Consider the following 23,004-nt stretch of genomic DNA (forward strand, 5'->3'; position numbering starts at 1 on the left):
GCGCCGGGCAGGGCTGCGGCCAGATCGGGGCGGGCGGCGATACGGGCGGCCAGACCCTTGCCGTCCGGGCCCTGCGCGGCCTTGCGCACGCCAGCGACAAACTTCGGTTCCTGCAGGGCGGCCAGCGCCGCATAGGCGACCATTCCGGCCTCCATCTGCTTGGGGTCGTAGCCCGACGCCACCCGCAGGCCCTCGGCCACTTCGGCCGGCCCGCTGAACGCGCCGTCGATGGCGCGCGCATTGCGCATGAAGCTCTCGAAGGCGCTGGCCTGGGCTTCGAGCTGCCGGTCGGTCTGGGCGATCGGCGCGCCCTTCTTCGGCTCCGGCGCCGTCGTCGCGCAGCCGGCCACGACGATGAGCGCCGCCACGGCCGCGAGGCCAGCCTTCAATCCGATGTCCATTTTCAGGACCCCTCCCACTAACTCGCAGAGGCCCACCCCAGGCGTGAGACTCCACGCGCTCGCGGTGAAGGAAGGATTGCCAAGCTTGACCGTAAGCCTGCGTCCAGAAGCCGCGCAGGCGGCCGAGTTAGGAGGAGAGGATGTCGCTCAGGCTGGGCCCGTCGCGGCCTTCCAGCTTGGAGAACAGCAGCTTGTCGATGCGGCGGTCGTCCATGTCGATGACCTCGACCCGGTAGCCGGCGATCTCGAACAGGTCGCCCTCTTCCGGCAACCGGCCGATCTCATGCAGCACCAGGCCGGCGGCGGTGTGGAAGTCGCTGGTCTCCACGAAGTCGGCGTCGAGAACCTTGGCCAGGTCCTCGACCTCGGCCCGGCCGTCGACCAGGTAGCTGCCGTCCTCGCGCTGGATGATGGCGCCGGCCGTGTCGGCGTCGTGCGCCTCGTCGAAGTCGCCGGCGATCATCTCCAGCAGATCGGTGGCGGTGACGATGCCCTCCAGGGCGCCGAACTCGTCGACCACCAGCGCCATGTGCAGCGGCGTCTGTTTCAGCAGGCCGAAGGCGCGCAGCACCGAGGTGGTCTCGACGATGTAGAGCGGCGTCTCCATCAGGATCTCGATGTTCAGCCGCGCGCCGTCGAGGAAAGCGTCCAGCACGTCCTTCTTGTGCACCACGCCCACCGGCTCCTCGGTGTCGGCGCCGCGCATGACGACGATGCGCGAATAGGGGCAGGCGCGGATGTCGGCCATCTGCTGGTCGATCGGGTCGGCCAGCGAAATCCAGTAGATGTCGCGGCGCGGGGTCATGGCTACGCGCACTTGGCGGTCGCCCAGGCGCATGACCTCGCCGATCATCGCCTGTTCCTCGGGCTCGATGAGGCCGGCGCTGGTGCCCTCGGCCAGCACGGTCTCGACCTCCTCCTGAGTGATCCGCTCGCCCTTCTCGTCGCGGATGCCCAGCAGCCGCAACACGCCGACCGTGGAGACGGTGAGCAGCGAGACGAACGGCCCCATGAGCCGGGCCATGAACGACAGCGGTCGGGCGACCAGCGAGGCGATGGTCTCGGGGAACACCATGGCGAAGCGCTTGGGCACCAACTCGCCGATGATCAGCGACAGGTAGGTGATGATCACCACGACGATGGCCGTGGAGATCAGCTCCGAATAGTCGTGCAGGGCCGGGATCTTCTCGAGCATGAGGTCGAGCTCGCCGGCGATGGTCGCCTGGCCGTAGGCGCCGGAGAGGATGCCGATGAGCGTGATGCCCACCTGCACGGCGGCCAAGAAACGGGTCGGGTTCTCGGACAGCCGCAGGGCGGCGGCTGCGCCCTTGTCTCCGCGCTCGGCGCGGGCCTGCAGCTTGGCGCGCCGGGAAGACACCACGGCCAGTTCGGACATGGCGAACAGGCCGTTGAGCACCAGCAGGAGGAGCACGACGACCGAGGCGAAGAGGAGCATTAAGGGCCAGGTCCAGGCGAGGCTCTCGAGAGCCCCGGGGCCAGCCTATCCGGAATGGCGGCGGGAGGCGACAACCGCCGATGGCGTCCCCGTCTTGTCCCGGATTCTGCCTAGGCCGCGAGCGCCAGACGGTTGCGGCGGCGCAACGCCGTGGCGGCCAGGGCGAAGCCGACGATCATCATCGCCCGGGTGGCTGGTTCGGGAAACGCGGACTGAAACGCCTACAGGTCGCGGCCACGAAAAAGGGCCGCCCTGGAGGACGGCCCTTCGTCGTTCGAAAAACTAAGAGGCCTTAGAAGATCTCGAACAGGCCTGCCGCGCCCCACCGAAATCGCCGAGCGATTTCGGCGACTCCTTGATGATGGGCGTGGCGGACGGCCTTAGAAGATCTCGAACAGGCCTGCCGCGCCCATCCCGCCGCCGACGCACATGGTCACGACGCCCCACTTGGCGCCCCGACGCTTGCCTTCGTGCAGGACGTGGCCGGTGCAGCGCGCGCCGGTCATGCCGTAGGGGTGGCCGATCGAGATCGAGCCGCCCGAGACGTTCAGCTTCTCGCTCGGGATGCCCAGCTTGTCACGGCAGTACAGGACCTGGCTGGCGAAGGCTTCGTTCAGCTCCCACAGATCGATGTCGTCGATGGTCAGGCCATTGCGCTCCAGCAGCTTCGGGATCGCGAAGACCGGGCCGATGCCCATTTCTTCCGGGCCGCAGCCGGCGACGGCCATGCCGCGATAGGCGCCCAGCGGGGTCAGGCCGCGCTTCTCGGCTTCCTTGCGCTCCATCATCAGCACGGCGGCCGAGCCGTCCGACAACTGGCTGGCGTTGCCGGCGGTGATGAACTTGCCTTCCGGCACGTAGCGGCCGCCCTTGAAGACCGGGTTGAGCTTCTGGAGATCGGCCAGGGTGGTCTGCGGGCGGTTGCCCTCATCCATGCCGATGGTGATTTCCTTGTCGGCGGTCTCGCCGGTTTCCTTGTTCACCACCACCTTCATGATCGTGGTGATCGGAGCGATCTCGGCGGCGAAGCGGCCTTCCGACTGAGCCTGGGCGGTGCGCTGCTGCGATTGCAGCGAGTATTCGTCCTGGGCTTCGCGGCTGACCCCGTAGCGCTCAGCCACAATCTCGGCGGTCTCGATCATCGAGACGGCGAATTCCGGCACGTGGTCGCGCAGCCAGGGATCGCCGGCCATGAAGCGGTTCATCTTGTCGTTCTGGACGAGCGAGATGGATTCCACGCCGCCACCGATGGCGACCGGGGCGCCGTCATTGATGATGTACTTGGCGGCGGTGGCGATCGCCATCAGGCCCGACGAGCACTGGCGGTCCAGGGTCATGCCCGAGACGGTGTTCGGCAGGCCGGCGCGCAGGGCGGCCTGGCGGGCGATGTTGTTGCCGGTGGTGCCTTGCTCGAGGGCGCAGCCGAAGACAACGTCGTCCACTTCGGCGGGATCGAGGCCCGCGCGCTCGACGACGGCGGCGATCGAGTGGCCGGCGAGGGTCGCGCCATAGGTGTTGTTGAAGGCGCCGCGATAGGCCTTGCCGATCGGGGTGCGGGCTGTGGAGACGATGACGGCTTCACGCATGGAGGGATGTCCTAAACGAGTTTGGGAGGGTGGTTCCTGCTCGTCCCCGACCCTTGCGGGCCGGGGTCTGTCTCAGTGAGCGGTCGCCTTGTTAGAGGTCGGCGAACTTCTTGTTTTCGGCGACAAGCTTTTCCAGGAGCGCGGCCGGCTTGAACTGGTCGCCCATGGTGGCCTGGAATTCCTTCATCTTGGCGAGCACCTTGGCCGGACCGACCTGGTCGCCGTAGTGCATCGGGCCGCCGCGATAGACCGGCCAGCCGTAGCCGTTCTGCCAGACCACATCGACGTCGGAGGCGCGGATCGCCTTGCCCTCTTCGAGGATCTTCACACCCTCGTTGATCATCGGGAAGATGCAGCGCTCAAGGATTTCCTCGTCGCTGATCTTGCGCGGGTTGGCGCCCGACTTGACGATGAAGTCGTTGATCACCTTCTCGGTGAAGGGGCTCGGCTTGGCGACGCGGTTCTCGTCATAGTCGTAGTAGCCGGCGCCGGTCTTCTGGCCGCGACGGTCAGCTTCGCACAGCACGTCGCGGATGCTCTCGCCCTTCGACTTTTCCTTCACCCAGCCGATGTCCAGGCCGGCCAGGTCGCTCATGGCGAACGGACCCATCGGGAAGCCGAAGTCGTAGAGGACGCGGTCGATGTCCCACGGCATGGCGCCTTCCATGACCAGCTTCTGGGCTTCGCGCTGGCGCGCGCCCAGGATGCGGTTGCCGACGAAGCCGGGGCAGACCCCGACCAGCACAGCGACCTTGCCGATCTGCTTGGCCAGCTTCATCGAGGTGGCGATCACTTCCTTGGAGGTGTGATCGGCGCGGACGATTTCCAGCAGCTTCATCACATTGGCCGGCGAGAAGAAGTGCAGGCCGATGACGCTCTCCGGACGCTTGGTCACCGAGGCGATCTCGTCGATGTCCAGGCCCGAGGTGTTGGTGGCCAGGATCGCGCCGGGCTTACAGATGGCGTCGAGCTTGGTGAAGATGTCCTTCTTGATGTCCATGCGCTCGAACACGGCCTCGATGACCAGGTCGACGTCGGCGAACGAGTCTTCCATCGACAGCGAGCCGGTGATCAGGGCGCAGCGCTCCTCGACCTGGGCCGGGGTGATGCCGCCACGGCTGGCGGTGCGCTCGTAGTTCTTGCGGATGGTGGCCAGGCCGCGGTCCAGCGGCTCCTGCTTCTGCTCGACGATCACCACCGAGATGCCCGCGTTGGCGAAGTTCATGGCGATGCCGCCGCCCATGGTGCCGGCGCCGATCACGCCGACCTTCTTGATCGGGATCAGCACCGTGTCGTCCGGCACGTCCGGGATCTTCTGGGCGGTGCGCTCGGCGAAGAACGAGTAGCGCTGGGCGGCCGACTGCGGGCCGCTCATCAGTTCGGCGAACAGCTTGCGCTCGACGGCCAGGCCTTCATCGAAGGGCAGGTTCACCGCCGCTTCGATGGTCTGGATGTTGTATTCCGGGGCCAGGAAGCCGCGGAACTTGCGGGCGTTGGCCTTGCGGAAGTCGGCGAAGATCTCGGGCTTGCCGCGGGCGGCCTCGACCTTCTCGTTCTGGTCGCGGATCTTGCGCAGCGGACGGCCTTCGGCGGCCACCTTCTTGGCGAAGGCGATGGCGCCTTCCTTCAGTTTGCCCTCTTCGACCAGCTCGTCGGTCAGGCCGCCCGCCAGGGCTTCCTTGGCGCCGACGTGACGGCCGGAAGTCATCATTTCCAGGGCGCGCTCGGGGCCGACCACGCGCGGCAGGCGTTGGGTGCCGCCGGCGCCCGGCAGCAGGCCGAGGTTCACTTCCGGCAGGCCGAACTTGGCCGACGGAACGGCGACACGGTAGTGGGCGCACAGGGCCACTTCGAGACCGCCGCCCAGCACGGTGCCGTGGATCGCGGCGATTACCGGCTTGGGCGAGTTCTCCATCATGTCCTGGACGTCGGTCAGGCTGGGACCCGCCATCGCGCCGCCAAACTCGGTGATGTCGGCGCCGGCGATGAAGGTGCGACCCTCGCAGATCAGCACGATCGACTTGGCGGCGTCGTTGGCGACGGCGGCCTTGAAGCCTTCGTAGAGGCCTTCGCGGACCTTGGCCGACAGGGCGTTCACCGGGGGGGAGTTGAGCGTGATCACCGCGACGTCGCCGTCGAGCGTGAGGTCAGTCACCGAATTGATCTCGGCCATGTAGCGCATCCTCGAATGTTGGAGAGGGGCGGCTCGTGGAGGCTGGTCGCCCTTGGATTCAAACGGTTGTTTACAGGCCCCGCTTGGCCGGCGCGAGTCAAAAATCCGTTGGGTTTCCGAGCGCCGAACGTGGGTTTATCAGACGCCGAGTGGGATCGGTCCGATCTCACTCAAGGATCATGAAGCTAGACCATTTTCTTCGCCGAACCGGTATCCACTTCGGCGGAGAATGGTCGCCAGACATCACCTTAGGGGAAGCAAGATATGGCTCAGGGACTGTTTTCGCTGGAGGGCCGCGTGGCTCTCGTCACTGGCGGATCGCGCGGCATCGGCAAGATGATCGCCAAGGGCTTCCTCGATGCCGGGGCGGAGAAGGTCTACATCTCCTCGCGCAAGCCGTCGGCCTGCGACGAGACCGCCGCCGAGCTGGGCGAGCGCTGCATCTCGCTGCCGCAGGACGTCTCGACGGTCGAGGGCTGCCAGGCCCTGGCCAAGCGCTTCAACGACCTGGAACCCAAGCTCGACATCCTGGTCAACAATGCCGGGGCCGCCTGGGGCGCGCCCTTCGACGAGTTCCCGGAGAGCGGCTGGGACAAGGTGCTGAACCTGAACCTGAAGTCGCCCTTCTTCCTGACCCAGGCGCTGCATGGCGCGCTGAAGGCGGCGGCCAGCCATGAACAGCCGGCCAAGGTCATCAACATCTGCTCGATCGACGGCATCCGTCTCAACCCGCAGGAAACCTATTCCTACCACGCGTCGAAGTCGGGCCTGATCTACCTGACCCGCAGGATCGCGGCGGAGCTGGTCAAGGACTCGATCAACGTCACCGGCATCGCGCCGGGCGCCTTCGCATCGGAGATGAACCGCGTGGCCCGCGACCAGGGCGACGAGATCGCCAAGCGCATCCCCTCGCGCCGCATCGGCCGCGACGAGGACATGGCCGCCGCCGCCATCTACCTGGCCAGCCGGGCCGGGGACTATGTGGTCGGCGAGACCATCGCTGTGGACGGCGGCGTGGCCCTGGCCAGCGTCGCTGGGTTGTAAAGTTCACACTCACGGCCACGCTTTCGTCGGTTTTGCGTTATGACCTGCCCGAGCGAAATCCGGTTCGATTGAATCGGATTTCGCTCAAGACTCTCAAGAAGGAGAGCATTTTCTCCGCCGAACCGGCATCCACTTCGGCGGAAAATGCTCTGGGGAGCAGCAGGCGTCGCGTTTGACCGAGTCCGAAACCAGGCCGCCCAACCGTGCGGCCCGTCGCAGATGGCGACGGGTCCATACGGCGCTGGCCGCAACCGTGCTGGTTGCGGTCTTCGTCGGCGGCACGGTCTATGTGACCCGCCGGGCCATCGCCCGTGAGGTGCTGATCGGCTGGCTGGACGCCCGCGGCGTGCCCGCCAACGTCGAGTTCCGCGAGTTCGAATTCGGCGGCTTCACCGCCCGGGTCAGCGCTGGGCCGCAGAACGATCCCGACGTCTCGGTCGAGCGCGTGGAGGTCCACTACGGCGTCACCGGCTTCTGGACCGGCGAGCCGCTCGGCGTCCGGGTCGCTTCGGTGAAGCTCTACCGCCCGGTGGCGCGGGGCAGCTACAAGGCCGGCAAGCTGAGCTTCGGTTCGCTCGACCCGCTGATCGAAGAGTTCGCCAAGCGCCCGCCCCAGCCGGAGGCTCCACAGCCGATCGTCGAGATCCATCGCGGCGTCCTGCGCTTCGACACCGACTACGGCCTGCTCAAAGCCACCGCCGACGGGCGCATGCAGAACGGTAAGCTGATGGCGCTCGACGCCCGGCTCGATCCGGTCGCCCTCAGCGGTCCTGGGCTACAGGCGAACCTGGGTGAGGCGAGCCTGCGCATGGCGACCACCCGCGACCGCGTCGACCTGGTGGTGGTCGCCCCTGCCGCCACGCTGAAGTCCGGCGAGATTTCAGCTCGCGACGCCAAGCTGAACCTCTCGCTACAGGGGCCCTATCCCGACCTGAAGAAGCGGCGCGGCGACGGCAAGGTCGTCGCGCGCCTGACCCTCGACAGCGGATCGGCGGCGGTCGGGACCGAGCAGGCGAGCGGACTTCACCTGACCGCCCGGTTCGACGGGGCCGCCACCGGCTGGATCGAAAACCTTGCGGTGCAGGGGCAGGGCGAGGTTCAGGCCAGCCTCAAGTCCGGCAAGCTGGCCGGGATAGATGTCCGCGACGCGAAGGGCGAGGCCTCGCTGGGGGACCTGCGCTGGACGCGCGTCGCCGGCGACGTGGTCTCGGCCGAGCTCAGCACCCGCATCGCCGCCGCTTCGGCCCGCACCGGCGACCTGGCGCTGAGCAACACGCGCGCCGACTTCGGCGGGCTGGTGGCCTTCGATCCTCGCCGGGCCGACGTGGCCCTGCGCGGCGCCGTCGTCTCCCGCGGGGCCTGGTCGGGCCTCGGACCGGTCCGCGCCGGCGACCCGTCGGAGACCGTGGCGCTCAAGCGCGCCTTGGCCGGCTTCCAGCTGACCGCCAGTTCGGTGGCGATCAGCGCTTCGCATCAGGACCTGTCGATCAGCCTCGGCGTGCCGGCCAAGCTGCGCACTGAAACCGGCGGCGAACTCTCGCTCTATCGCGCCGGCGGGCCGATCTTCGCCAACGGCGGCGGCGCATTCGACCTGAGCGTCAAGGGCGGCGGGCTGCCCGAAGGCGAGCTGCAGGTGGCGCGCTACGACCTGACCAAGGACGGCCTCACGGCGCGTCTGGCGCTGAAGGCCAAGGGCGGCTTTGCGCCGATCAGCGACGGCGCGGTCGATGCGGCCGGCGACCTGCGCATCGCCGGGACCACGACCAGCTTCACCGCCAGCCGCTGCGTCAGCCTCTCGGCCGGCCATGTCGAGCTGGGCGACAGCGACCTGGAGCGGCTGACAGGCGAGATATGTCCGAGCGGCCCGCCGCTGATGAGCCTGACCGGCGGCTCGTGGCGCGTGCGCGGCCAGGCCAGAAACCTGACGGCCGAGCTGCCGTTCCTGGAGGCCAGGCTGTCCGAGGCCTCGGGCCCGGTCGACCTGCGCGGAGCCGGCGAGCGCCTCGACGGCAAGGTCACGGTGACGGCCGCGCGGGTCGACGACACCGCCGCCGAAACCCGCTTCAACCCTGTGCACATCAAAGGCGAAGCCAGGGCGAACAGCGGCGGCTGGATCGCGGGCTTCGAGGTCGCCGACCTCGCCGGCCGGCGGCTGGGACATGGAGACCTGCGTCACAGGGCCGACGGCCGCGGCGAACTTGATTTCGACACCGGGGTGCTGGTCTTCGAAGACGGCGGGCTGCAGCCGGTCGGCCTGTCGCCCCTGGCCGCCATGGTCGCCTCCCCGGCGGCTGGGCGGGCGCGGTTCACAGGCCAGATCGGCTGGGCGCCCGGCGCCTCGACCAGCCATGGCGTGCTCGACGTCGAGCGGATGGACTTCGTCAGCCCGATGGGGCCGGTGGTCGGCCTTGCCGGCCAGGCGCAGTTCACCAGCCTGGTCCCGCTGATCGCCGCTCCCGGCCAGACACTGCGCGCCGAAGCGATCAACACGCTCGTCCCACTGACCGATGTCGAGATCAGCTTTGGCCTGCAAAGCGATGCGATCGCCGTCGAGGGCGCGAAGCTGGCGGTCGGCGGCGGGACCTTGGCGTTCGAGCCGTTCAGCGTGCCGTTCAAGCCCGGCGCGCCGTGGAAGGGCGTGGTCAATTTCCAGGGCGTGCAGATCAAGGAGCTGGTCGAGGCTTCGCCCTTCGGCGACCGCGTAGACCTGGACGCGGTGCTGACCGGCCGCGTCCCGTTCGAAGTGACGCCGCAAGGCGTGCGGGTGGCGCGCGGAACCCTGGCGGCGATCCAGCCTGGGCGGCTGTCGATCCTGCGCGAAGCCCTGGTGCCGGTCGCGTCCACGCCGGTCGAGGCCACCATCGCCGGCGCAGCGACCGGGGTGCAGTTGCCGGTCACCGAGCCGGCGGCTGCGCCGGGCGAGGTCAACGCCTTCAGCGAATTTGCCTACCAGGCCATGGAGCACCTGGCCTTCAGCGCCCTGGACGCCGAGGTCAACAGCCTCGACAACGGCCGGCTCGGCGTCCTCTTGCATGTGAAGGGCGAGCACAGCCCGCCGCAGAAGCAGGAGATCCGCCTGACCATCATGGAGCTGATCCGGCGCGACTTCCTCAACAAGACCCTGCCGCTGCCCTCGGGCACCAAGGTCGACTTGACCCTCGACACCTCGCTGAACCTTGATGAGTTGCTGAAGGACTTCGCCGACTATCAGGCCCTTCGTGGTTCACAAGCCGTTCAGCCGCGATGACCTAGCTTGGCCGTGAGATTGGAGACGACCGAATGACAAGAAATCTTCCCGCCGTGGCCGCCCTGGCCGGGGTCGCTGCCTTGAGCGCATGCGCGCCGACCGTGCGGGTGGAGGTCGCGCCGATCACCATCTACGCCAAGCTGGACGCCGACGTCCGCCTGCGCCTCGACGACGACGTCAAGGCGCTGATCAAACAGAACCCGAACCTGTTCTAAGGGGATCAACATGACATTCGACAAACTGATGGCCCCCGTCGCCGCCGTCGTCGCCAGCCTCGCCATCGCCGGCGTCGCCCAGGCCGATCCGGCCTCCGCCAAGGCCGCCGTGGACGCGGCCAAGGCCGAGGGCGTGGTCGGCGAGCAGAGCGACGGCTTCCTCGGCTTCGTGAACCCCGGCGCGGCGAGCGGCGACGTGCGCGCCGCGGTCTCCGAGATCAACGCTGGCCGCCGCCAGCTCTACGCCCAGGCTGCGGCCCAGAACGGCGTCAGCGCTGCGGCTGCGGGGTCGTCGGCCTTCCGCACCGTCGTCCAGGCCAAGCTGAGGCCGGGCGACTACTTCCAGGACGCCGGCGGCGCCTGGGTGAAGAAGTAGCCAAAGCAAAAGGGCCTCCATCCGGAGGCCCTTTTCGCATCTGTCTGGATCTGTGATCGGGGCGGAGAAACGACCGAATATTAGCTTCTCCGCCCGTCACCCCATCCGTCTCCCTTGCGGGGCGGATTTGTTGAGCCCGCCGCCGCGGCGGCGGGCGAAAGCCGTCTCCTGAAAAAGCGAGCCCGCCCTGATCCGGATGGCCGGGGCGGGCTCGAGGAGAGACAATCGGGCGCTTAGGAACCTGACCTTAAGCCGGCAGTACGAGTTGCTCGGAGGCGATCGCGAAGCGGGTGGTGGCCTGGCTGCGGGTCTCTGCAGACACCTTCTTCCAGGCCTCCTTGGCTTCGTCGCGACTCTCGTACGGCCCCAGCACCTGGGGGACGCCGTTCTTCAGCTTGGTGAAGGCCAGGCAGCTATATTCGCCGCCGACCACCCAGAACCGTTCCTTGGTCATGTTCCTTGCTCCCCCGGCCATTGGCCGGAACCGAGAACTTTTTCAGCCTGCGTTTTTACAAGCCATTCCTTAGCCCTAACGCTTGCCCGCCTTGGGGCGAATAGCCAATCTCGTGCAAGAAAGCTGACTTGTCACAGTGCGACGTTGTAAATTGTGTAAATCTGTGACAATCCGACTCCATGGCTCCCGCCACCACCGATAGAAAGCTGTTCCTCGGCGCGCGCATGAAGCGCCTGCGCCGCGACCTGGGCCTCACCCAGACGCGCATGGCCGAGGACCTTGGCGTCTCGCCAAGCTATCTGAACTTGCTGGAGCGGAACCAACGGCCGGTGACCGCCCAGGTGCTGCTGCGACTGGCCGAGGCCTATGATCTCGACCTCAAGAGCCTCTCGACGGACCCCGATTCCGGCAACGCCACAGGCCTGTCCGAGGTCTTCTCCGACCAGATGTTCCGCGACCTCGCTGTCGCCCGCCACGAAATCGCCGAGGTGGCCGACAGCGCGCCGGCGGTGTCCGAGGCCATCGTCCGGCTCTACCGCGCCTATCTCGACCAGCGCCGGCTCACCGACCTTGGCGCGATCGGCCGTCCGGAGGAGGGCGCGGCCGGCCCCGCCGCGGCGCCGTCGGACTGGGTGCGCGACTTCATCCAGGCGCAGAAGAACCATTTCGCGGAGTTGGAGGAAGCGGCCGAGGAGATGGCGGGTGAGCTGGCCGCTGAACCGCTCGACTTTGCCGTCGCCGCCCGCGAGCGACTGTCGCGCCGACACGGGGTCTCGGTCCGCATCGTGCCGGTCGACGTGCTGCCGGAGTCGGTGCGCCGCTACGATCATCACCGCAAGCGGCTGTTCCTGTCCGAGGTGCTGACCGGCGCCGGCCGTTCCTTCGCCCTGGCCTACCAGCTGGCCATCCTTGAGCACGGCGCGCTGCTCGACGCCCTGGTGGAGCGGGCCGCGCCGCCTGACCGACCGACCCGCAGCCTGCTGAAGGTCTCGCTGGCCAACTACCTCGCCGCCGCCTTCCTGATGCCCTACGCCGCCTTCCATGAGGCGGCTGAGCGCACGGCCTATGACATCGAACTGGTCCGCTCGCGTTTCGGCGTCTCGTTCGAGCAGGCCTGCCATCGGCTGACGACCCTGTCGCGACCTGGCGCGCGGGGCGTGCCCTTCTTCATGCTGCGGGTCGACAGCGCCGGGAACATCTCCAAGCGCTTCGCGGGCGCAACGTTTCCGTTCTCGCGCTTCGGCGGCACCTGTCCGCGCTGGAACATCCACACCAGCTTCCGCACGCCGGGCCGCATCGTCACCCAGATCGTCGAGACCCCGGACGGCCAGCGCTATTTCACCTTGTCGCGCACGGTCAGCCGGATCGCAGCGCCCTATGGCGGCGATGATTCCGAGCTGGCCGTCGGCATGGGCTGCGAGCTGAAGTTCGCCGAGCGGCTGGTCTATTCGCGCGGCATCGACCTGCGCGAACCGGTGGCCACCGCTATCGGCCCGGCCTGCCGGATCTGCGAGCGCCCGGCCTGTCCGCAGCGCGCGGCCGAGCCGATCAACCGTACACTGACGGTCGACGACTTCACCAAGTCGATTTCGCCGTATCCGTTCGCCTCCAGCTGACGGCCTTGCACGCAAGAGCGTGACAGCTTCAAGTGGAAGCCAGACCGGAAAGGGTCTAGGGGGCGTGCGATACACAAGGGGACAGGCGATGGGTCGCGCGCTCGGCCAGTCGTCCGGCGAATTCAGAGGCTTGGATGGTTGATCGCAAGGGCGGGCGCGCGACGGACCGCTTCCGAAAGAAGCGAGACGCGATCCTCGACGCCTCCACCGTGATCCTCAACCAGCGCGGCGTGAAGGGCCTGACCCTTGCGGACGCCGCCGCGGCTGTCGGCCTCTCGACCACCAGCGTCACCTACTACTTCAAGCGCAAGGACGACCTGGCCGCCGCCTGCATGCTGCGTGGCGTCGCCTGGTTGCAGTCCGCCGCCGACGAGGCGGTCACGGCTCCGACCCCGCAGGCGCGGCTGCACAGACTGTTGGAGCTCTATCTGGAGCGCTTGCGTCTCACCGCGGTCGGCGAGGCCTCGGCCTTGCCGGTGCTATCGGATATCCGCGCCCTCAACGACGCGCGCCGGGCCGAGGTGATGGAGGCGTTCATGCGCCTCTTCCGCAAGGTGCGAAGTCTGTTCGAGTCACCCGACTTCGCCTGGCTGGGACGGGGGCGCCGCACCGCCCGTACCCACATGCTGCTCTCTCAGCTGTTCTGGGCCGGGGCCTGGCTGCCCAAGTACGACCCTGAAGACTATCCGCGCATTCGCGACCGCATGTACGACATCCTCGTCGGCGGCCTGGCGACCGAAGGCGCTGTCTGGGAGCCGGCTGCGGCGCCGTTGGCCGAGCTGGCGGGCGGCGAGGGCCCCGAGATGAGCCGCGAGACCTTCCTGCTGGCCGCCACCCGGCTGATCAATTCGCGCGGCTACCGGGGGGCTTCGGTCGACAAGATCTCGGCCGAGCTCAACGTCACCAAGGGGTCGTTCTACCATCACATCGACGCCAAGGACGACCTGGTGGTCGCCTGCTTCGACCGCACATTCGAGGTGATGCGCCGGGTCCAGCGGCTGGCGATGAACCTGCCGGGCGACCAGTGGCTGCGCCTCTCCAGCGCCGCGGCGGCCCTGGCCGAATATCAGCTGTCCGAGCACGGTCCGCTGCTGCGGGTCTCGGCCCTCTCGGCCCTTCCCGAGGAGATCCGCGAGGAACAGGTGGCCCACTCCGACCGGGTCTCCGACCGCTTCGCCTCGATGATCTCGGACGGCATCGCCGAGCGATCGATTCGCCCCGTCGATCCCTTCATCGCCGCCCAGATGCTGAACGCCACGCTGAACGCCGGCGCCGAGCTCAGCTTCTGGGTTCCGGGCGTCACCCAGAAGGCTGCGCCCTCGGTGTTCGCCCGCCCGCTGCTGATGGGGATCTTCGTGAGGTAGCGGGCTAAAGTTCCTCCCCTTCTGGGGGAGGCGGCGCGCGAAGCGCGACGGAGGGGGATTGCTGAGCCGGCAGGCCCCTCAGTCAGCCATTTGGCTGACAGCTCCCCCAGAGGTGGAGCAACTGAAGAAACTTAAGCCCGCAACGCCACGACGTTGTCCGTCGTCGTCGGCGCGTTGTTCGCGGCGACCTTCTCGGCCCAGACCTGTTCCACCACATGCAGCAGTCGTTCAGCGGTGATCGGCTTGGTCACGTGGCCGTCGGCGCCGGCCTTGGAGGACGCCTCGGCGTGCTCGGGCATGGCGTTGGCGGTCAGGGTGTAGATCGGCGTGCGCCGGCCGGCGCGGGTCTCGCGCCGACGGATCGCGGAGATCGCGGTCAGCCCGTCCATCACCGGCATCTGCATGTCCATCAGGATCAGGTCGAAGTGGCCGCGGGCGGCCTCATCGACGGCCTCGGCCCCGTTCTCGACTGAGATCAGTTCGACCCCGGCGGCGCCGAGGATCAGCTCCACCACCCGGCGGTTGGTCGGGTGGTCCTCGGCCAACAGCACGCGCATGGCGTCGAGTTCAGCCTCTTCGACATCCTCGCTCTCGTGTTCGCCCCACATCTCGACCGCGCCGTGGCGGCGGGGCAGTTCGAGTTCGAGCACGAAGGTGGCGCCGCGTCCGGGCGTGGCGTTGGCGCTCAGTTCGCCGTCCATGGCCTCGGCCAGCGAGCGGGAGATGGCCAGGCCCAGGCCGGTCCCGCCGTACTGCCGGGTGATCGAGCCGTCGGCCTGCTGGAAGCGGCCGAACAGGCGCTTGCGGGTCGCCTCGTCGAAACCGATGCCGGTGTCGGCGACGGTGAAGGTCAGGTGGGTGGTGGTCTCGTCGCGGCGGGCGGCGACAGTGAGCTTCACCTCGCCCTCAGCCGTGAACTTGATGGCGTTGCCCAGCAGGTTGGTGAGGATCTGGCGGATCCGCGGCCCGTCGCCCTCGAACGAACCTTGGGCGTAGGGCTCGATGTCGACCTTCAGCACCAGTCCCTTGGCCTCGGCGCTCGCCTCGAACAGCGCCGCGCAGGCGTTGACCGAGGTGGCCATGTCGAACGGCTCGGGGCGGATCTCCATCCGCCCGGCCTCGATGCGAGCCAGGTCCAGGATGTCGGTCAGCAGGGCTTCCAAGGTCTGGGCCGAGGTTTCGATAAGCTCGACCATCTCGGCCTGGTGCGTCGTCAGGTCGGTGCGGGCCAGGGCGCCGGCGATGCCCATCACGCCGTTCAGCGGCGTGCGGATCTCGTGGCTCATATTGGCGAGAAACTCGCTCTTGGCCTTGTTGGCCGCCTCGGCCTCGCCAGCGAACTTCACCAGGTCGCGCTGGGCGTGGTGGCGGGAGCACTCGTTGGAGGCGATGGCCGCCAGGTCGATCAGATAGTGGGCCAGTTCGGCGTCGTAGGCGCGCGGCTGGCCGCTGGCGACGCACACCACTCCGATCGGCTGCCCATCGGACAGGCGGATCGGCGCGCCGGCGTAGAAGCGCACCTGCTCAGGGCCGGTCACGTGGGGATGGCTGGCGAAGCGGGAATCGTCCAAGGCGTTGGCGACCCACAGCAGGCTGTCGTCGCGGACCACGATCTCGGAGAACGACTGGTCCTGATAGACGTGCTCGTCGGTCCAACTCGGGCCGACGCTGGCATGCCAGGTGCGCTCGGCGCCGACCATCACGACGTCGCCCAGCTCCAGCTTCGCAAAAGCGCGAGCGAGCCGGCCGATCCGTTCGAAGGTCGGCTTCAGCTCGTCCAAATCGAGGGTGGCGATTGCGGTGAGGCGCGCGGCCTCCACCAGCGACGCCGATCCAGGTTTGGACATATTCTCCCCCTGACGTCGGTTGCGGCCGGAGATTGAAGCGACGGGGTTAAATTTCTGTCTTTATCCGAACGGCGTTCGGACACCCGTGATCGATAATCTGTGGAAAACCCGCCGCCCCCACGGCTTGTCGCCCGCAATTGCGGGTCGAGAGGATATAAAGTCAAGCGTGGTCAAATGGTTATCGCCCGTTTACCAATTCGACCGCGGGAGCCCCGAACGCGGTGGCTTGAGCCCGGCGCTCAGTTGCGAGAACGCCGTGCCAGTCTTGGGCACTACTCACAGTGAGGGTCGCCCCACCTACAGCAGCTTGATCTCGCGCAGGCGTTCCTTGAGGAACTCGTCGGCGGTGATCGGCGCCATGCCGCGGTCCGGGTGCTCTGGCGTGACGCAGCCGGACAGGGTGTGGATCTCGTAGTCCGGATTGAAGTGCAGGAAGAACGGCGTCGAGTAGCGCGCAAAGCCGCGGCGCTCGGGCGCCGGATTGACCACGCGGTGGGTGGTCGATGGTAGGACGTGGTTGGTCAGCCGCTGCAGCATGTCGCCGATGTTGCAGACCACGGAGCCTGCCGGCGGATTGATCGGGAGCCACTGGCCATCGCGGTCCAGCACTTCCAGCCCGGCTTCCTCGGCGCCCAGAAGCAAGGTGATGACGTTGATGTCCTCGTGCGCGCCGGCGCGGATGTTGGGGCCGTCCTTGGGCACCGGCGGATAGTGCAGCAGTCGCAGGATCGAATTGCCGAAGTCCACGGTCGGGGCGAAGAACTGGCGATCCAGCTTCAGATAGACCGCGATCGCCTCCAGCACTTCGCGGCCCAATCCGTCGAGAGCATTGAACAGCCAGGCGATCTCGGTGTGGAACGCCGGAACCTCCGAGGGCCAGACATTCTCGGGCATGAAGGCGCGGAACGGGTGATCGGCCGGCAGGTCGCGCCCCATGTGCCAGAACTCCTTCAGGTCGAAGTGCTTGGCGTCCTTGGCGGTCTCGATGCCGAACGGGGTGTAGCCGCGCTGGCCCCCGACGCCGACCACGTACCGGCGCTTGATCTCCTCGGGCAGGGCGAAGAAAGCCTTGGTGGCGGCGATCGCGCCTTCGATCCGCGCCTGCGGCAGGTCGTGATCGGAAATCACCGCAAAGCCGTAGCGGGCGAACGAACCGCCGAGATCGTTGGAGAAGCCCTCGAAGTCGCCGTTGAAGCGCTTGAACGATACGGGGGCGATGGCTGACGTCGTCACGTTTGATCCTCTACCCGGCAGATGCCGGGAATCCTGGTCGTACCGGCGGCCGCACCCGATTTTGACCCGAGAGATCATCGATGCGCGCCTGGCGGCTTACATGCTTGGCGCTGGCGTCATGGCCGCCCGCCCCACTATCGACCCCTACACCGGACAGCCCGTCGGCAACAACTCCGGGACCGGCGCGGCCAAGCGTGCGCCGCCGCCGCCGTCTTTTCGGACAGTCCGCAGCGGCGGACTTTTTTCGCGCCGGAATGATGCGCGACATAGCCGCGCACACGATATACCTCGCCCGGTAGAGGCGCGCGGCTGACCGCCTCCGAAGACAATAGGAGCAACCATGGCGGCCGAAGCTGCGGGCATGAATCTCGGCCACGCTGTCGCGCTGCTGACGGCGGGCGTGGTGGCGGTGCCGCTGTTCCGCAAGCTCGGCCTGGGCTCCGTGCTCGGCTATCTGGCGGCCGGCCTGGTGATCGGCCCCTACGGACTGAAGCTATTCAACGACCCCGAGGCCATTCTCCACGTCGCCGAACTGGGCGTGGTGCTGTTCCTGTTCGTCATCGGACTTGAGATGCGTCCGGCCAAGCTCTGGAGCCTGCGGCGCGAGATCTTCGGCCTTGGCGTCACTCAGGTGCTGGTCTGCTGCGCCCTGCTTTCGGGCGTGGCCATGCTGGCGGGCCTGCCCCCGGCGGCTGCGGTGATCGGGGCCAGCGGCTTCGTGCTGTCCTCGACCGCGGTGATCATGAAGATGCTGGACGAGCGCGGCGAGACCTCGACCGAGGCCGGCCAGCGCGCCGTTTCCATCCTGCTGCTCGAGGACTTGGCGGTGGTGCCGCTCCTGGCCCTGGTGGTGGTCCTGGCCTCGATGAACGGCGAGCCGGTGGCCGGCGGCCGGCCGGCCTGGGTCGGGCTGCTGATCGGCCTTGGCTGCATCGCTGTGGTGGTCGCCGCTGGCCGCTGGCTGCTCAATCCCTTCTTCCAGATCCTGGCTCGCACCGGCGCGCGCGAGATCATGACCGCAGCGGCGCTGCTGGTGGTGCTGGGGACAGCGCTCTTCATGCAATGGGGCGGGCTATCGATGGCCATGGGCGCGTTCCTGGCCGGCGTGCTGCTCTCGGAATCGACGTTCCGACACCAGCTTGAGGCCGACATCGAGCCGTTCCGCGGCATTCTGCTGGGCCTGTTCTTCCTCAGCGTCGGCATGTCGCTGGACCTCATGGTGGTCGCCGCCGACTGGGGCCTGATCCTGGCCGGCGTCATCGCCTTCATGGCGGTGAAGGCCGGCGGCATCTACGCTGTCGCCCGGCTGTTCCGCGCCGATCACCGTGAGGCGATCCAGCGCGCGGCCCTGTTCGCCCAGGGCGGCGAGTTCGCCTTCGTGCTCTACGGCGCGGCGGTCGCGGCCGGCGTCGTCGAGGCGCGCACCAGCGCCGCCCTGACCGCGGTGGTCATCTTCTCCATGGCCCTGACCCCGCTTGTGGTGTTCGCGCTCACCCGCCTGCTGCCGCCGCCCAAGGAGTCGCTCGACGGCGTCGAACTCGCCGCCAACCTCGAAGGCCGGGTGCTGATGATCGGCTTCGGCCGTTTCGCCCAGGTGGTCTCCCAGCCGCTGCTGGCCCGCGGCATGGAGGTCGCATTGATCGAGACCGACGTGGAGATGATCCGCGCCGCCGGCACCTTCGGCTTCAAGGTCTATTACGGCGACGGCACCCGCCTGGACGTGCTGCGCGCCTCGGGCGCAGGCAACGCCGAGGCCATCCTGGTCTGCGTCGACAAGCCGGAGACCGCCGACAAGATCGTTGAGTTGGTAAGGGCCGAGTTCCCTTTGGCCAAGCTGTTCGTCCGCGCCTTCGACCGCGGCCACGTGCTGCGACTGATCAAGGCCGGCGTCGACTACCAGGTCCGCGAAACCTTCGAGTCCGCCCTGGCGTTCGGAAAGAACGTGCTGATCCAGCTGGGTGTCGACGAGGTCGAAGCCGCCGATGTCGTCCGCGACGTCCGCCGCCGTGACACCGAGCGCCTCGAACTGCAGGTGGCCGGCGGCATCCAGGAAGGCCGCTGGCTGATGCGCGGCAACATGCCGACGCCGACGCCTGAGCCGTTCTCGGTGCCCCGCCAGGGCGGCCGGGCGCTCAACGAAGAGGCCGCCGACGTCCTGCAGAAGAAGCCCAAGGAGCTGGCCGAATAGTTGTTCGCCAGTTGGTGAATTTTTTCGCGTGACCCCGTTCTCAACGAGCCGTTTGCAGCTTAAAGGGACCCCATGGCTGGAAAGACCCGCACCGACGCCGCGCGCGCCCTCGAAGGGCTGCTGTTCGACGGCATGACCATCATGGCCGGAGGCTTCGGCCTCTGCGGCATTCCCGAAAACCTGATCGGCGCCATTCGAGAGTCAGGGGTGAAAAACCTGACCGTGGTCTCCAACAATTGCGGGATCGACGGCTTCGGCCTCGGCGTCCTGCTGGAGAGCGGCCAGATCAAAAAGATGATCTCGTCCTATGTCGGCGAGAACAAGCTGTTCGAGCAGCTCTATCTGTCGGGCGCGCTGGAGCTCGAGTTCAACCCGCAGGGCACCCTGGCCGAGCGCATCCGCGCTGGCGGCGCCGGCATCCCGGCCTTCTTCACCAAGACCGGGGTTGGCACCTTGGTCGCCGAAGGCAAGGAAGTGCGCGAGTTCGACGGCGAGACCTATGTGATGGAACGCGGTTTGGTGGCCGACCTCTCCATCGTCAAGGCGCACACCGGCGACGCGGAGGGCAACCTCGTCTACCGAAAGACCGCCCGGAACTTCAATCCGATGATGGCCACCGCCGGCAAGGTGACGGTCGCCGAGGTCGAGGAGCTGGTCGAGATCGGGTCCATCGACAAGGACCACATCCACACCCCCGGCATCTTCGTCGATCGGATCATCAAGGGCGCGGTCTACGAGAAGCGCATCGAGCGCGTGACCACCCGTCCCAAAGAAACGCGAACGGGCGAAGAGAAGGCGAGCGCTTAAGATGGCCTGGACCCGCGATGAAATGGCCGCCCGCGCCGCCAAGGAACTGCGCGACGGCTTCTATGTGAACCTCGGCATCGGCATCCCGACTCTGGTCGCCAACTACATCCCCGACGGCATGCACGTGACCCTGCAGTCGGAGAACGGCATGCTGGGCATGGGCCCGTTCCCCTATGAGGGTGAAGAGGACGCTGACCTGATCAACGCCGGCAAGCAGACGATCACCGAGCTGCCGTCGTCGTCCTATTTCTCCAGCGCCGACTCGTTCGGCATGATCCGCGGCGGCCACATCGCCCTGTCGATCCTGGGCGGCATGCAGGTCGCGGCGAACGGCGACCTCGCCAACTGGATGGTGCCCGGCAAGATGGTCAAGGGCATGGGCGGGGCCATGGATCTGGTGGCTGGCGTCAAGCGCGTCGTCGTGGTCATGGACCATTGCGAGAAGTCGGGCGCGCCCAAGCTGCTGAAGGAATGCAGCCTGCCGCTGACCGGCGCCGGCGTCGTCGACCTGCTGATCACTGAACTCGGCGTCTTTGAGATCAACCGCGGCAAGACCCCGGTGAAGCTCGTCGAGTTGGCGCCCGGCGTCAGCGTCGAGGAAATCGCGGCCAAGACCGAGGCTGCTTTCGAGGTTGCGCTCTAAAGGCATCCGCCAGCGGGTTTAGCGCGTATCGTTGCTGTCTGCGGTCCCTGCGGCCGCGCCAGGATGAGATGCGATGAGCCCGTTTCGCGCCGCCGCCGCCTTCGCGGCGTTCGCCAGTCTGACGATCACCCCCGCCGCGCAGGCCGCGGCGCTGAAGACCGCCGTCTTCGCCGGCGGCTGCTTCTGGTCCGCCGAGAAGGCGATGGAGCACCTGCCCGGGGTCACCAACGTCGTCTCCGGCTATGCCGGCGGGGCGCTGAAGAACCCGACCTACCAGAACCACGAAGGTCATCTGGAGGCGGTGAGGGTCACCTATGACCCGGCCAAGATCAGCTACGCCAAGCTGGTCGACGGCTTCTTCCACAACATCGATCCGACCGACGCCGGCGGCCAGATCTGCGACCGCGGGCCGTCCTACTCGACGGCGGTCTTCGTGGCCGACGCGGCCGAGACCCAGACCGCCCAGGCGGTGAAAGCCCAGGTCGCCAAGACGCTTGGCAAGCCAGTGGCCACGCGGGTTCTGACTGGCGGCCGCTTCTGGCCGGCGGAGGCCTATCATCAGGACTACGCCAAGAAGAACCCAGCCAATTACAACGCCTACCGCATCGGCTGCGGACGCGACCGCGCGCTCAAGGCCGTTTGGGGATCGGCTTACCACTGACCGGATCGCGCGGCGCCGGCGTGAAGGCTTCGCCGATGAACAACTCGGCGCGCCGCTTGCGCTTGCGGTCCAGCCAGACGCTGATGATCTGCTCGTTGGAGACCTTGCCGAAGTCGGCAGCCATCTCGTCGCGATAGACCTGCTCCAGCGCCACGGCCAGCACGCGCTTGCCGTTGGCGATGGTGAGCGGGGCCACCGTCTCGGCCTGGTTCTGCGGATGGGCCTCGCGCACCCACATCTTCAGCGGCGGCTCGCCGTTGCGGCCGAAATAGTCGCGTCCGTAGTAGGCCGCTGCGTTGAACAGGAAGCGGTCGTTGACCGCGATGGCGGTCAGGCTGCCCCTGGGCTCGCGCAGGGCGCGTTCGCCGATCTGCTCGGTGAGCTGCTCCCAGCCCTTGGCGCGCTTGAACGAATTGGAGAGCCCGACGCGGTCGGCGAAGTCCTGGTTGAGAACGCAGGCCAGGAAGACGACGGCGACGGCGGCCTGGATGGCCAGGGCGGCGATCAGCCAGCCGCGGGCGCGCCAGCGGATCATCCAACCAGCCACCAGGATGATCGCCGGCACATAGCCCGCGGCCGCCCAGTTGGCGTTGGCCCGGCTGATGAAGGCCTGGCCGGTGACGATCAGCAGCGGCGGCGCGGCGAAGCACAGCAGCAGGATGTCGGCCGGCTGCAGGCGGCGGCGCCAGGCGAGCAGGATCGAGCCGCCGATCAGCACTGCGAACGGGATCGGTCCGAAGGTCCCGAACTGCGAGGCCAGGAAGTCGCCGAGCTCGGCGAAATTGAACAGTTGGTGACCTTCGCCCCAGTTGGCGTTGGCGGCGGTGTGCTGGACGGTGGCGAAGCCGTGTCCGGCGTTCCAGATCAGGTTCGGAGCCATCACTACGCCGAAGGCCGCGATCGCCAGGGCGGCGTTGGGGAGGCTCCAGGCGCGCCGCGTCTCGCGCGAAACCAGCACGTGCAACGCCACCCCGATCAGTCCGTAGACGGCGGCATACTTCGAAAGGAAGGCAAAGCCCGTAGCCGCGCCGACCGCGCCCGCCAGCCACAGCCGCCTGCGCGGATCTGCGCTGGGCAGCTCGACATAGGCCAACAGCGCCAGGCTTAGGAACATCAGCAGAGGCGCGTCGGTGGCGATGACCAGCGACGACAGCTGGATGGCGGGCATCAGCAGATAGAGCGCCGCCGCGGCGAAGCCGGCCGATGTTCCGTAGAGCCGGCGGCCGACCCCATAGACGCAAAGCGTGGTGACCGCGTGCAGCAGCGGGGCGGAAAAGCGGACCCACGGCTCGGCGTCGCCGCCCAGGCTGGTCGTCGCCCAGATCAGCCAGGCCACCATCGGGGGCTTGGAGTAGTAGCCCCAGTCCAGCGTCCGCGACCAAAGCCAGTACTGCGCTTCATCGGGGTAGAGCTCGAGCTGACTCGCAAATAGCGCGACCAGCCGCACCGCGGTAAGCGCTGCCGTAATGAGCAGCACCGCCCGCCATTGGGGGTCAATTCCGTCTGCGGATGGCGTCTTGGGGGGCAAGCGTAAGCCTCTTTTGCCGGGTTCGCGGGGAAATTTTCGTGGTGCAGCGTGTCTGTAAAGCGACAGGCGCCACGAGAATGAACGACTGCGACCCACAGTGACGCCGCCGTCACGATTCCGTCACCCACAGACAAATTTTCCACGCTATAGGGACCGCCAAGAGTG

The 23,004-nt window shown here is 67.5% G+C and carries 17 protein-coding genes and 2 pseudogenes; 10 read left to right on the forward strand and 9 right to left on the reverse strand.

Annotated elements, in window-relative coordinates; genetic code table 11:
• The 5 genes and pseudogenes from AC1DQJ_RS19325 to AC1DQJ_RS19345 form a co-directional block, all read right to left on the reverse strand.
• Window positions 1-401: pseudogene (locus AC1DQJ_RS19325) on the reverse strand (hypothetical protein); the annotation flags it as partial.
• A gap of 127 nt (window positions 402-528) precedes the next feature.
• On the reverse strand, window positions 529-1,857 hold the full coding sequence (locus tag AC1DQJ_RS19330; protein ID WP_477606314.1) for a hemolysin family protein: 1,329 nt from the start codon (window positions 1,855-1,857) through the stop codon (window positions 529-531).
• 110 nt (window positions 1,858-1,967) lie between these two features.
• Window positions 1,968-2,057, reverse strand: a pseudogene (locus AC1DQJ_RS19335) (PEPxxWA-CTERM sorting domain-containing protein); the annotation flags it as partial.
• A 180-nt stretch (window positions 2,058-2,237) separates the two neighbouring features.
• A complete protein-coding gene (locus AC1DQJ_RS19340) occupies window positions 2,238-3,443 on the reverse strand; it encodes an acetyl-CoA C-acyltransferase (RefSeq protein ID WP_477606316.1) in 1,206 nt (401 codons plus the stop codon).
• Window positions 3,444-3,534: 91 nt separating this feature from the next.
• Window positions 3,535-5,616, reverse strand: a complete 2,082-nt coding sequence (locus tag AC1DQJ_RS19345) for a 3-hydroxyacyl-CoA dehydrogenase NAD-binding domain-containing protein (RefSeq protein WP_477606318.1) — start codon at window positions 5,614-5,616, stop codon at window positions 3,535-3,537.
• Window positions 5,617-5,913: 297 nt separating this feature from the next.
• On the opposite strand from AC1DQJ_RS19345, the gene AC1DQJ_RS19350 reads away from it, so the two are divergent.
• From AC1DQJ_RS19350 to AC1DQJ_RS19365, 4 genes are all read left to right on the forward strand, one after another.
• The gene (locus AC1DQJ_RS19350) at window positions 5,914-6,660 is read left to right on the forward strand and encodes an SDR family oxidoreductase (RefSeq protein ID WP_477606320.1); all 747 of its coding nucleotides are present in this window, start codon (window positions 5,914-5,916) and stop codon (window positions 6,658-6,660) included.
• A gap of 172 nt (window positions 6,661-6,832) precedes the next feature.
• Window positions 6,833-9,907, forward strand: coding sequence for an intermembrane phospholipid transport protein YdbH family protein (locus AC1DQJ_RS19355; protein WP_477606322.1), 3,075 nt, complete (start codon window positions 6,833-6,835; stop codon window positions 9,905-9,907).
• Between the two features lie 32 nt (window positions 9,908-9,939).
• Window positions 9,940-10,122, forward strand: coding sequence for a YnbE family lipoprotein (locus AC1DQJ_RS19360; RefSeq protein WP_477606324.1), 183 nt, complete (start codon window positions 9,940-9,942; stop codon window positions 10,120-10,122).
• Between the two features lie 10 nt (window positions 10,123-10,132).
• Window positions 10,133-10,498 (forward strand): DUF1318 domain-containing protein, encoded by a 366-nt coding sequence (locus tag AC1DQJ_RS19365; RefSeq protein WP_477606326.1) that lies wholly within the window; start codon window positions 10,133-10,135, stop codon window positions 10,496-10,498.
• Between the two features lie 247 nt (window positions 10,499-10,745).
• On the opposite strand, the gene AC1DQJ_RS19370 is transcribed toward AC1DQJ_RS19365, so the two are convergent.
• A complete protein-coding gene (locus AC1DQJ_RS19370; RefSeq protein ID WP_477606328.1) occupies window positions 10,746-10,952 on the reverse strand; it encodes a DUF4170 domain-containing protein in 207 nt (68 codons plus the stop codon).
• Window positions 10,953-11,131: 179 nt separating this feature from the next.
• Between AC1DQJ_RS19370 and AC1DQJ_RS19375 the strand changes: the two genes are divergently transcribed.
• Together AC1DQJ_RS19375 and AC1DQJ_RS19380 are read left to right on the forward strand one after the other, a co-directional pair.
• Window positions 11,132-12,568, forward strand: a complete 1,437-nt coding sequence (locus AC1DQJ_RS19375) for a helix-turn-helix domain-containing protein (protein ID WP_477606330.1) — start codon at window positions 11,132-11,134, stop codon at window positions 12,566-12,568.
• Window positions 12,569-12,702: 134 nt separating this feature from the next.
• On the forward strand, window positions 12,703-13,932 hold the full coding sequence (locus AC1DQJ_RS19380) for a TetR/AcrR family transcriptional regulator (RefSeq protein ID WP_477606332.1): 1,230 nt from the start codon (window positions 12,703-12,705) through the stop codon (window positions 13,930-13,932).
• Between the two features lie 131 nt (window positions 13,933-14,063).
• Here AC1DQJ_RS19380 and AC1DQJ_RS19385 read toward each other — a convergent pair whose 3' ends face one another.
• Window positions 14,064-15,779, reverse strand: coding sequence for a GAF domain-containing hybrid sensor histidine kinase/response regulator (locus tag AC1DQJ_RS19385; protein WP_477606334.1), 1,716 nt, complete (start codon window positions 15,777-15,779; stop codon window positions 14,064-14,066).
• Window positions 15,780-16,076: 297 nt separating this feature from the next.
• Window positions 16,077-17,012, reverse strand: a complete 936-nt coding sequence (locus AC1DQJ_RS19390; RefSeq protein WP_477606336.1) for an isopenicillin N synthase family dioxygenase — start codon at window positions 17,010-17,012, stop codon at window positions 16,077-16,079.
• A gap of 340 nt (window positions 17,013-17,352) precedes the next feature.
• Between AC1DQJ_RS19390 and AC1DQJ_RS19395 the strand changes: the two genes are divergently transcribed.
• From AC1DQJ_RS19395 to msrA, 4 genes are all read left to right on the forward strand, one after another.
• Window positions 17,353-19,200, forward strand: coding sequence for a monovalent cation:proton antiporter-2 (CPA2) family protein (locus tag AC1DQJ_RS19395; RefSeq protein ID WP_477606338.1), 1,848 nt, complete (start codon window positions 17,353-17,355; stop codon window positions 19,198-19,200).
• 72 nt (window positions 19,201-19,272) lie between these two features.
• On the forward strand, window positions 19,273-20,007 hold the full coding sequence (locus AC1DQJ_RS19400) for a CoA transferase subunit A (protein WP_477606340.1): 735 nt from the start codon (window positions 19,273-19,275) through the stop codon (window positions 20,005-20,007).
• A gap of 1 nt (window position 20,008) precedes the next feature.
• Window positions 20,009-20,650 (forward strand): 3-oxoacid CoA-transferase subunit B, encoded by a 642-nt coding sequence (locus AC1DQJ_RS19405; RefSeq protein WP_477606342.1) that lies wholly within the window; start codon window positions 20,009-20,011, stop codon window positions 20,648-20,650.
• Between the two features lie 73 nt (window positions 20,651-20,723).
• Window positions 20,724-21,311: a peptide-methionine (S)-S-oxide reductase MsrA gene (gene msrA, locus AC1DQJ_RS19410; protein WP_477606344.1), complete on the forward strand. Its 588-nt coding sequence runs from the start codon at window positions 20,724-20,726 to the stop codon at window positions 21,309-21,311.
• Here the strand turns inward: msrA and AC1DQJ_RS19415 are convergent.
• Window positions 21,280-22,788 (reverse strand): ArnT family glycosyltransferase, encoded by a 1,509-nt coding sequence (locus AC1DQJ_RS19415; RefSeq protein ID WP_477606346.1) that lies wholly within the window; start codon window positions 22,786-22,788, stop codon window positions 21,280-21,282. The genes msrA and AC1DQJ_RS19415 overlap by 32 nt on opposite strands.
• Between the last annotated feature and the right edge of the window lie 216 nt (window positions 22,789-23,004).

The organism is Phenylobacterium sp. P4_E10 (assembly GCF_056401675.1).

Coding starts and splice junctions, on each gene's coding strand:
- AC1DQJ_RS19375 (WP_477606330.1), top strand. CDS start 11,132: ATGGCTCCCGCCACCACCGATAGAAAGCTGTTCCTCGGCGCGCGCATG.
- msrA (WP_477606344.1), top strand. CDS start 20,724: ATGAGCCCGTTTCGCGCCGCCGCCGCCTTCGCGGCGTTCGCCAGTCTG.
- AC1DQJ_RS19330 (WP_477606314.1), bottom strand. CDS start 1,857: ATGCTCCTCTTCGCCTCGGTCGTCGTGCTCCTCCTGCTGGTGCTCAAC.
- AC1DQJ_RS19370 (WP_477606328.1), bottom strand. CDS start 10,952: ATGACCAAGGAACGGTTCTGGGTGGTCGGCGGCGAATATAGCTGCCTG.
- AC1DQJ_RS19360 (WP_477606324.1), top strand. CDS start 9,940: ATGACAAGAAATCTTCCCGCCGTGGCCGCCCTGGCCGGGGTCGCTGCC.
- AC1DQJ_RS19400 (WP_477606340.1), top strand. CDS start 19,273: ATGGCTGGAAAGACCCGCACCGACGCCGCGCGCGCCCTCGAAGGGCTG.
- AC1DQJ_RS19395 (WP_477606338.1), top strand. CDS start 17,353: ATGGCGGCCGAAGCTGCGGGCATGAATCTCGGCCACGCTGTCGCGCTG.
- AC1DQJ_RS19380 (WP_477606332.1), top strand. CDS start 12,703: ATGGTTGATCGCAAGGGCGGGCGCGCGACGGACCGCTTCCGAAAGAAG.
- AC1DQJ_RS19340 (WP_477606316.1), bottom strand. CDS start 3,443: ATGCGTGAAGCCGTCATCGTCTCCACAGCCCGCACCCCGATCGGCAAG.
- AC1DQJ_RS19345 (WP_477606318.1), bottom strand. CDS start 5,616: ATGGCCGAGATCAATTCGGTGACTGACCTCACGCTCGACGGCGACGTC.
- AC1DQJ_RS19365 (WP_477606326.1), top strand. CDS start 10,133: ATGACATTCGACAAACTGATGGCCCCCGTCGCCGCCGTCGTCGCCAGC.
- AC1DQJ_RS19405 (WP_477606342.1), top strand. CDS start 20,009: ATGGCCTGGACCCGCGATGAAATGGCCGCCCGCGCCGCCAAGGAACTG.
- AC1DQJ_RS19385 (WP_477606334.1), bottom strand. CDS start 15,779: ATGTCCAAACCTGGATCGGCGTCGCTGGTGGAGGCCGCGCGCCTCACC.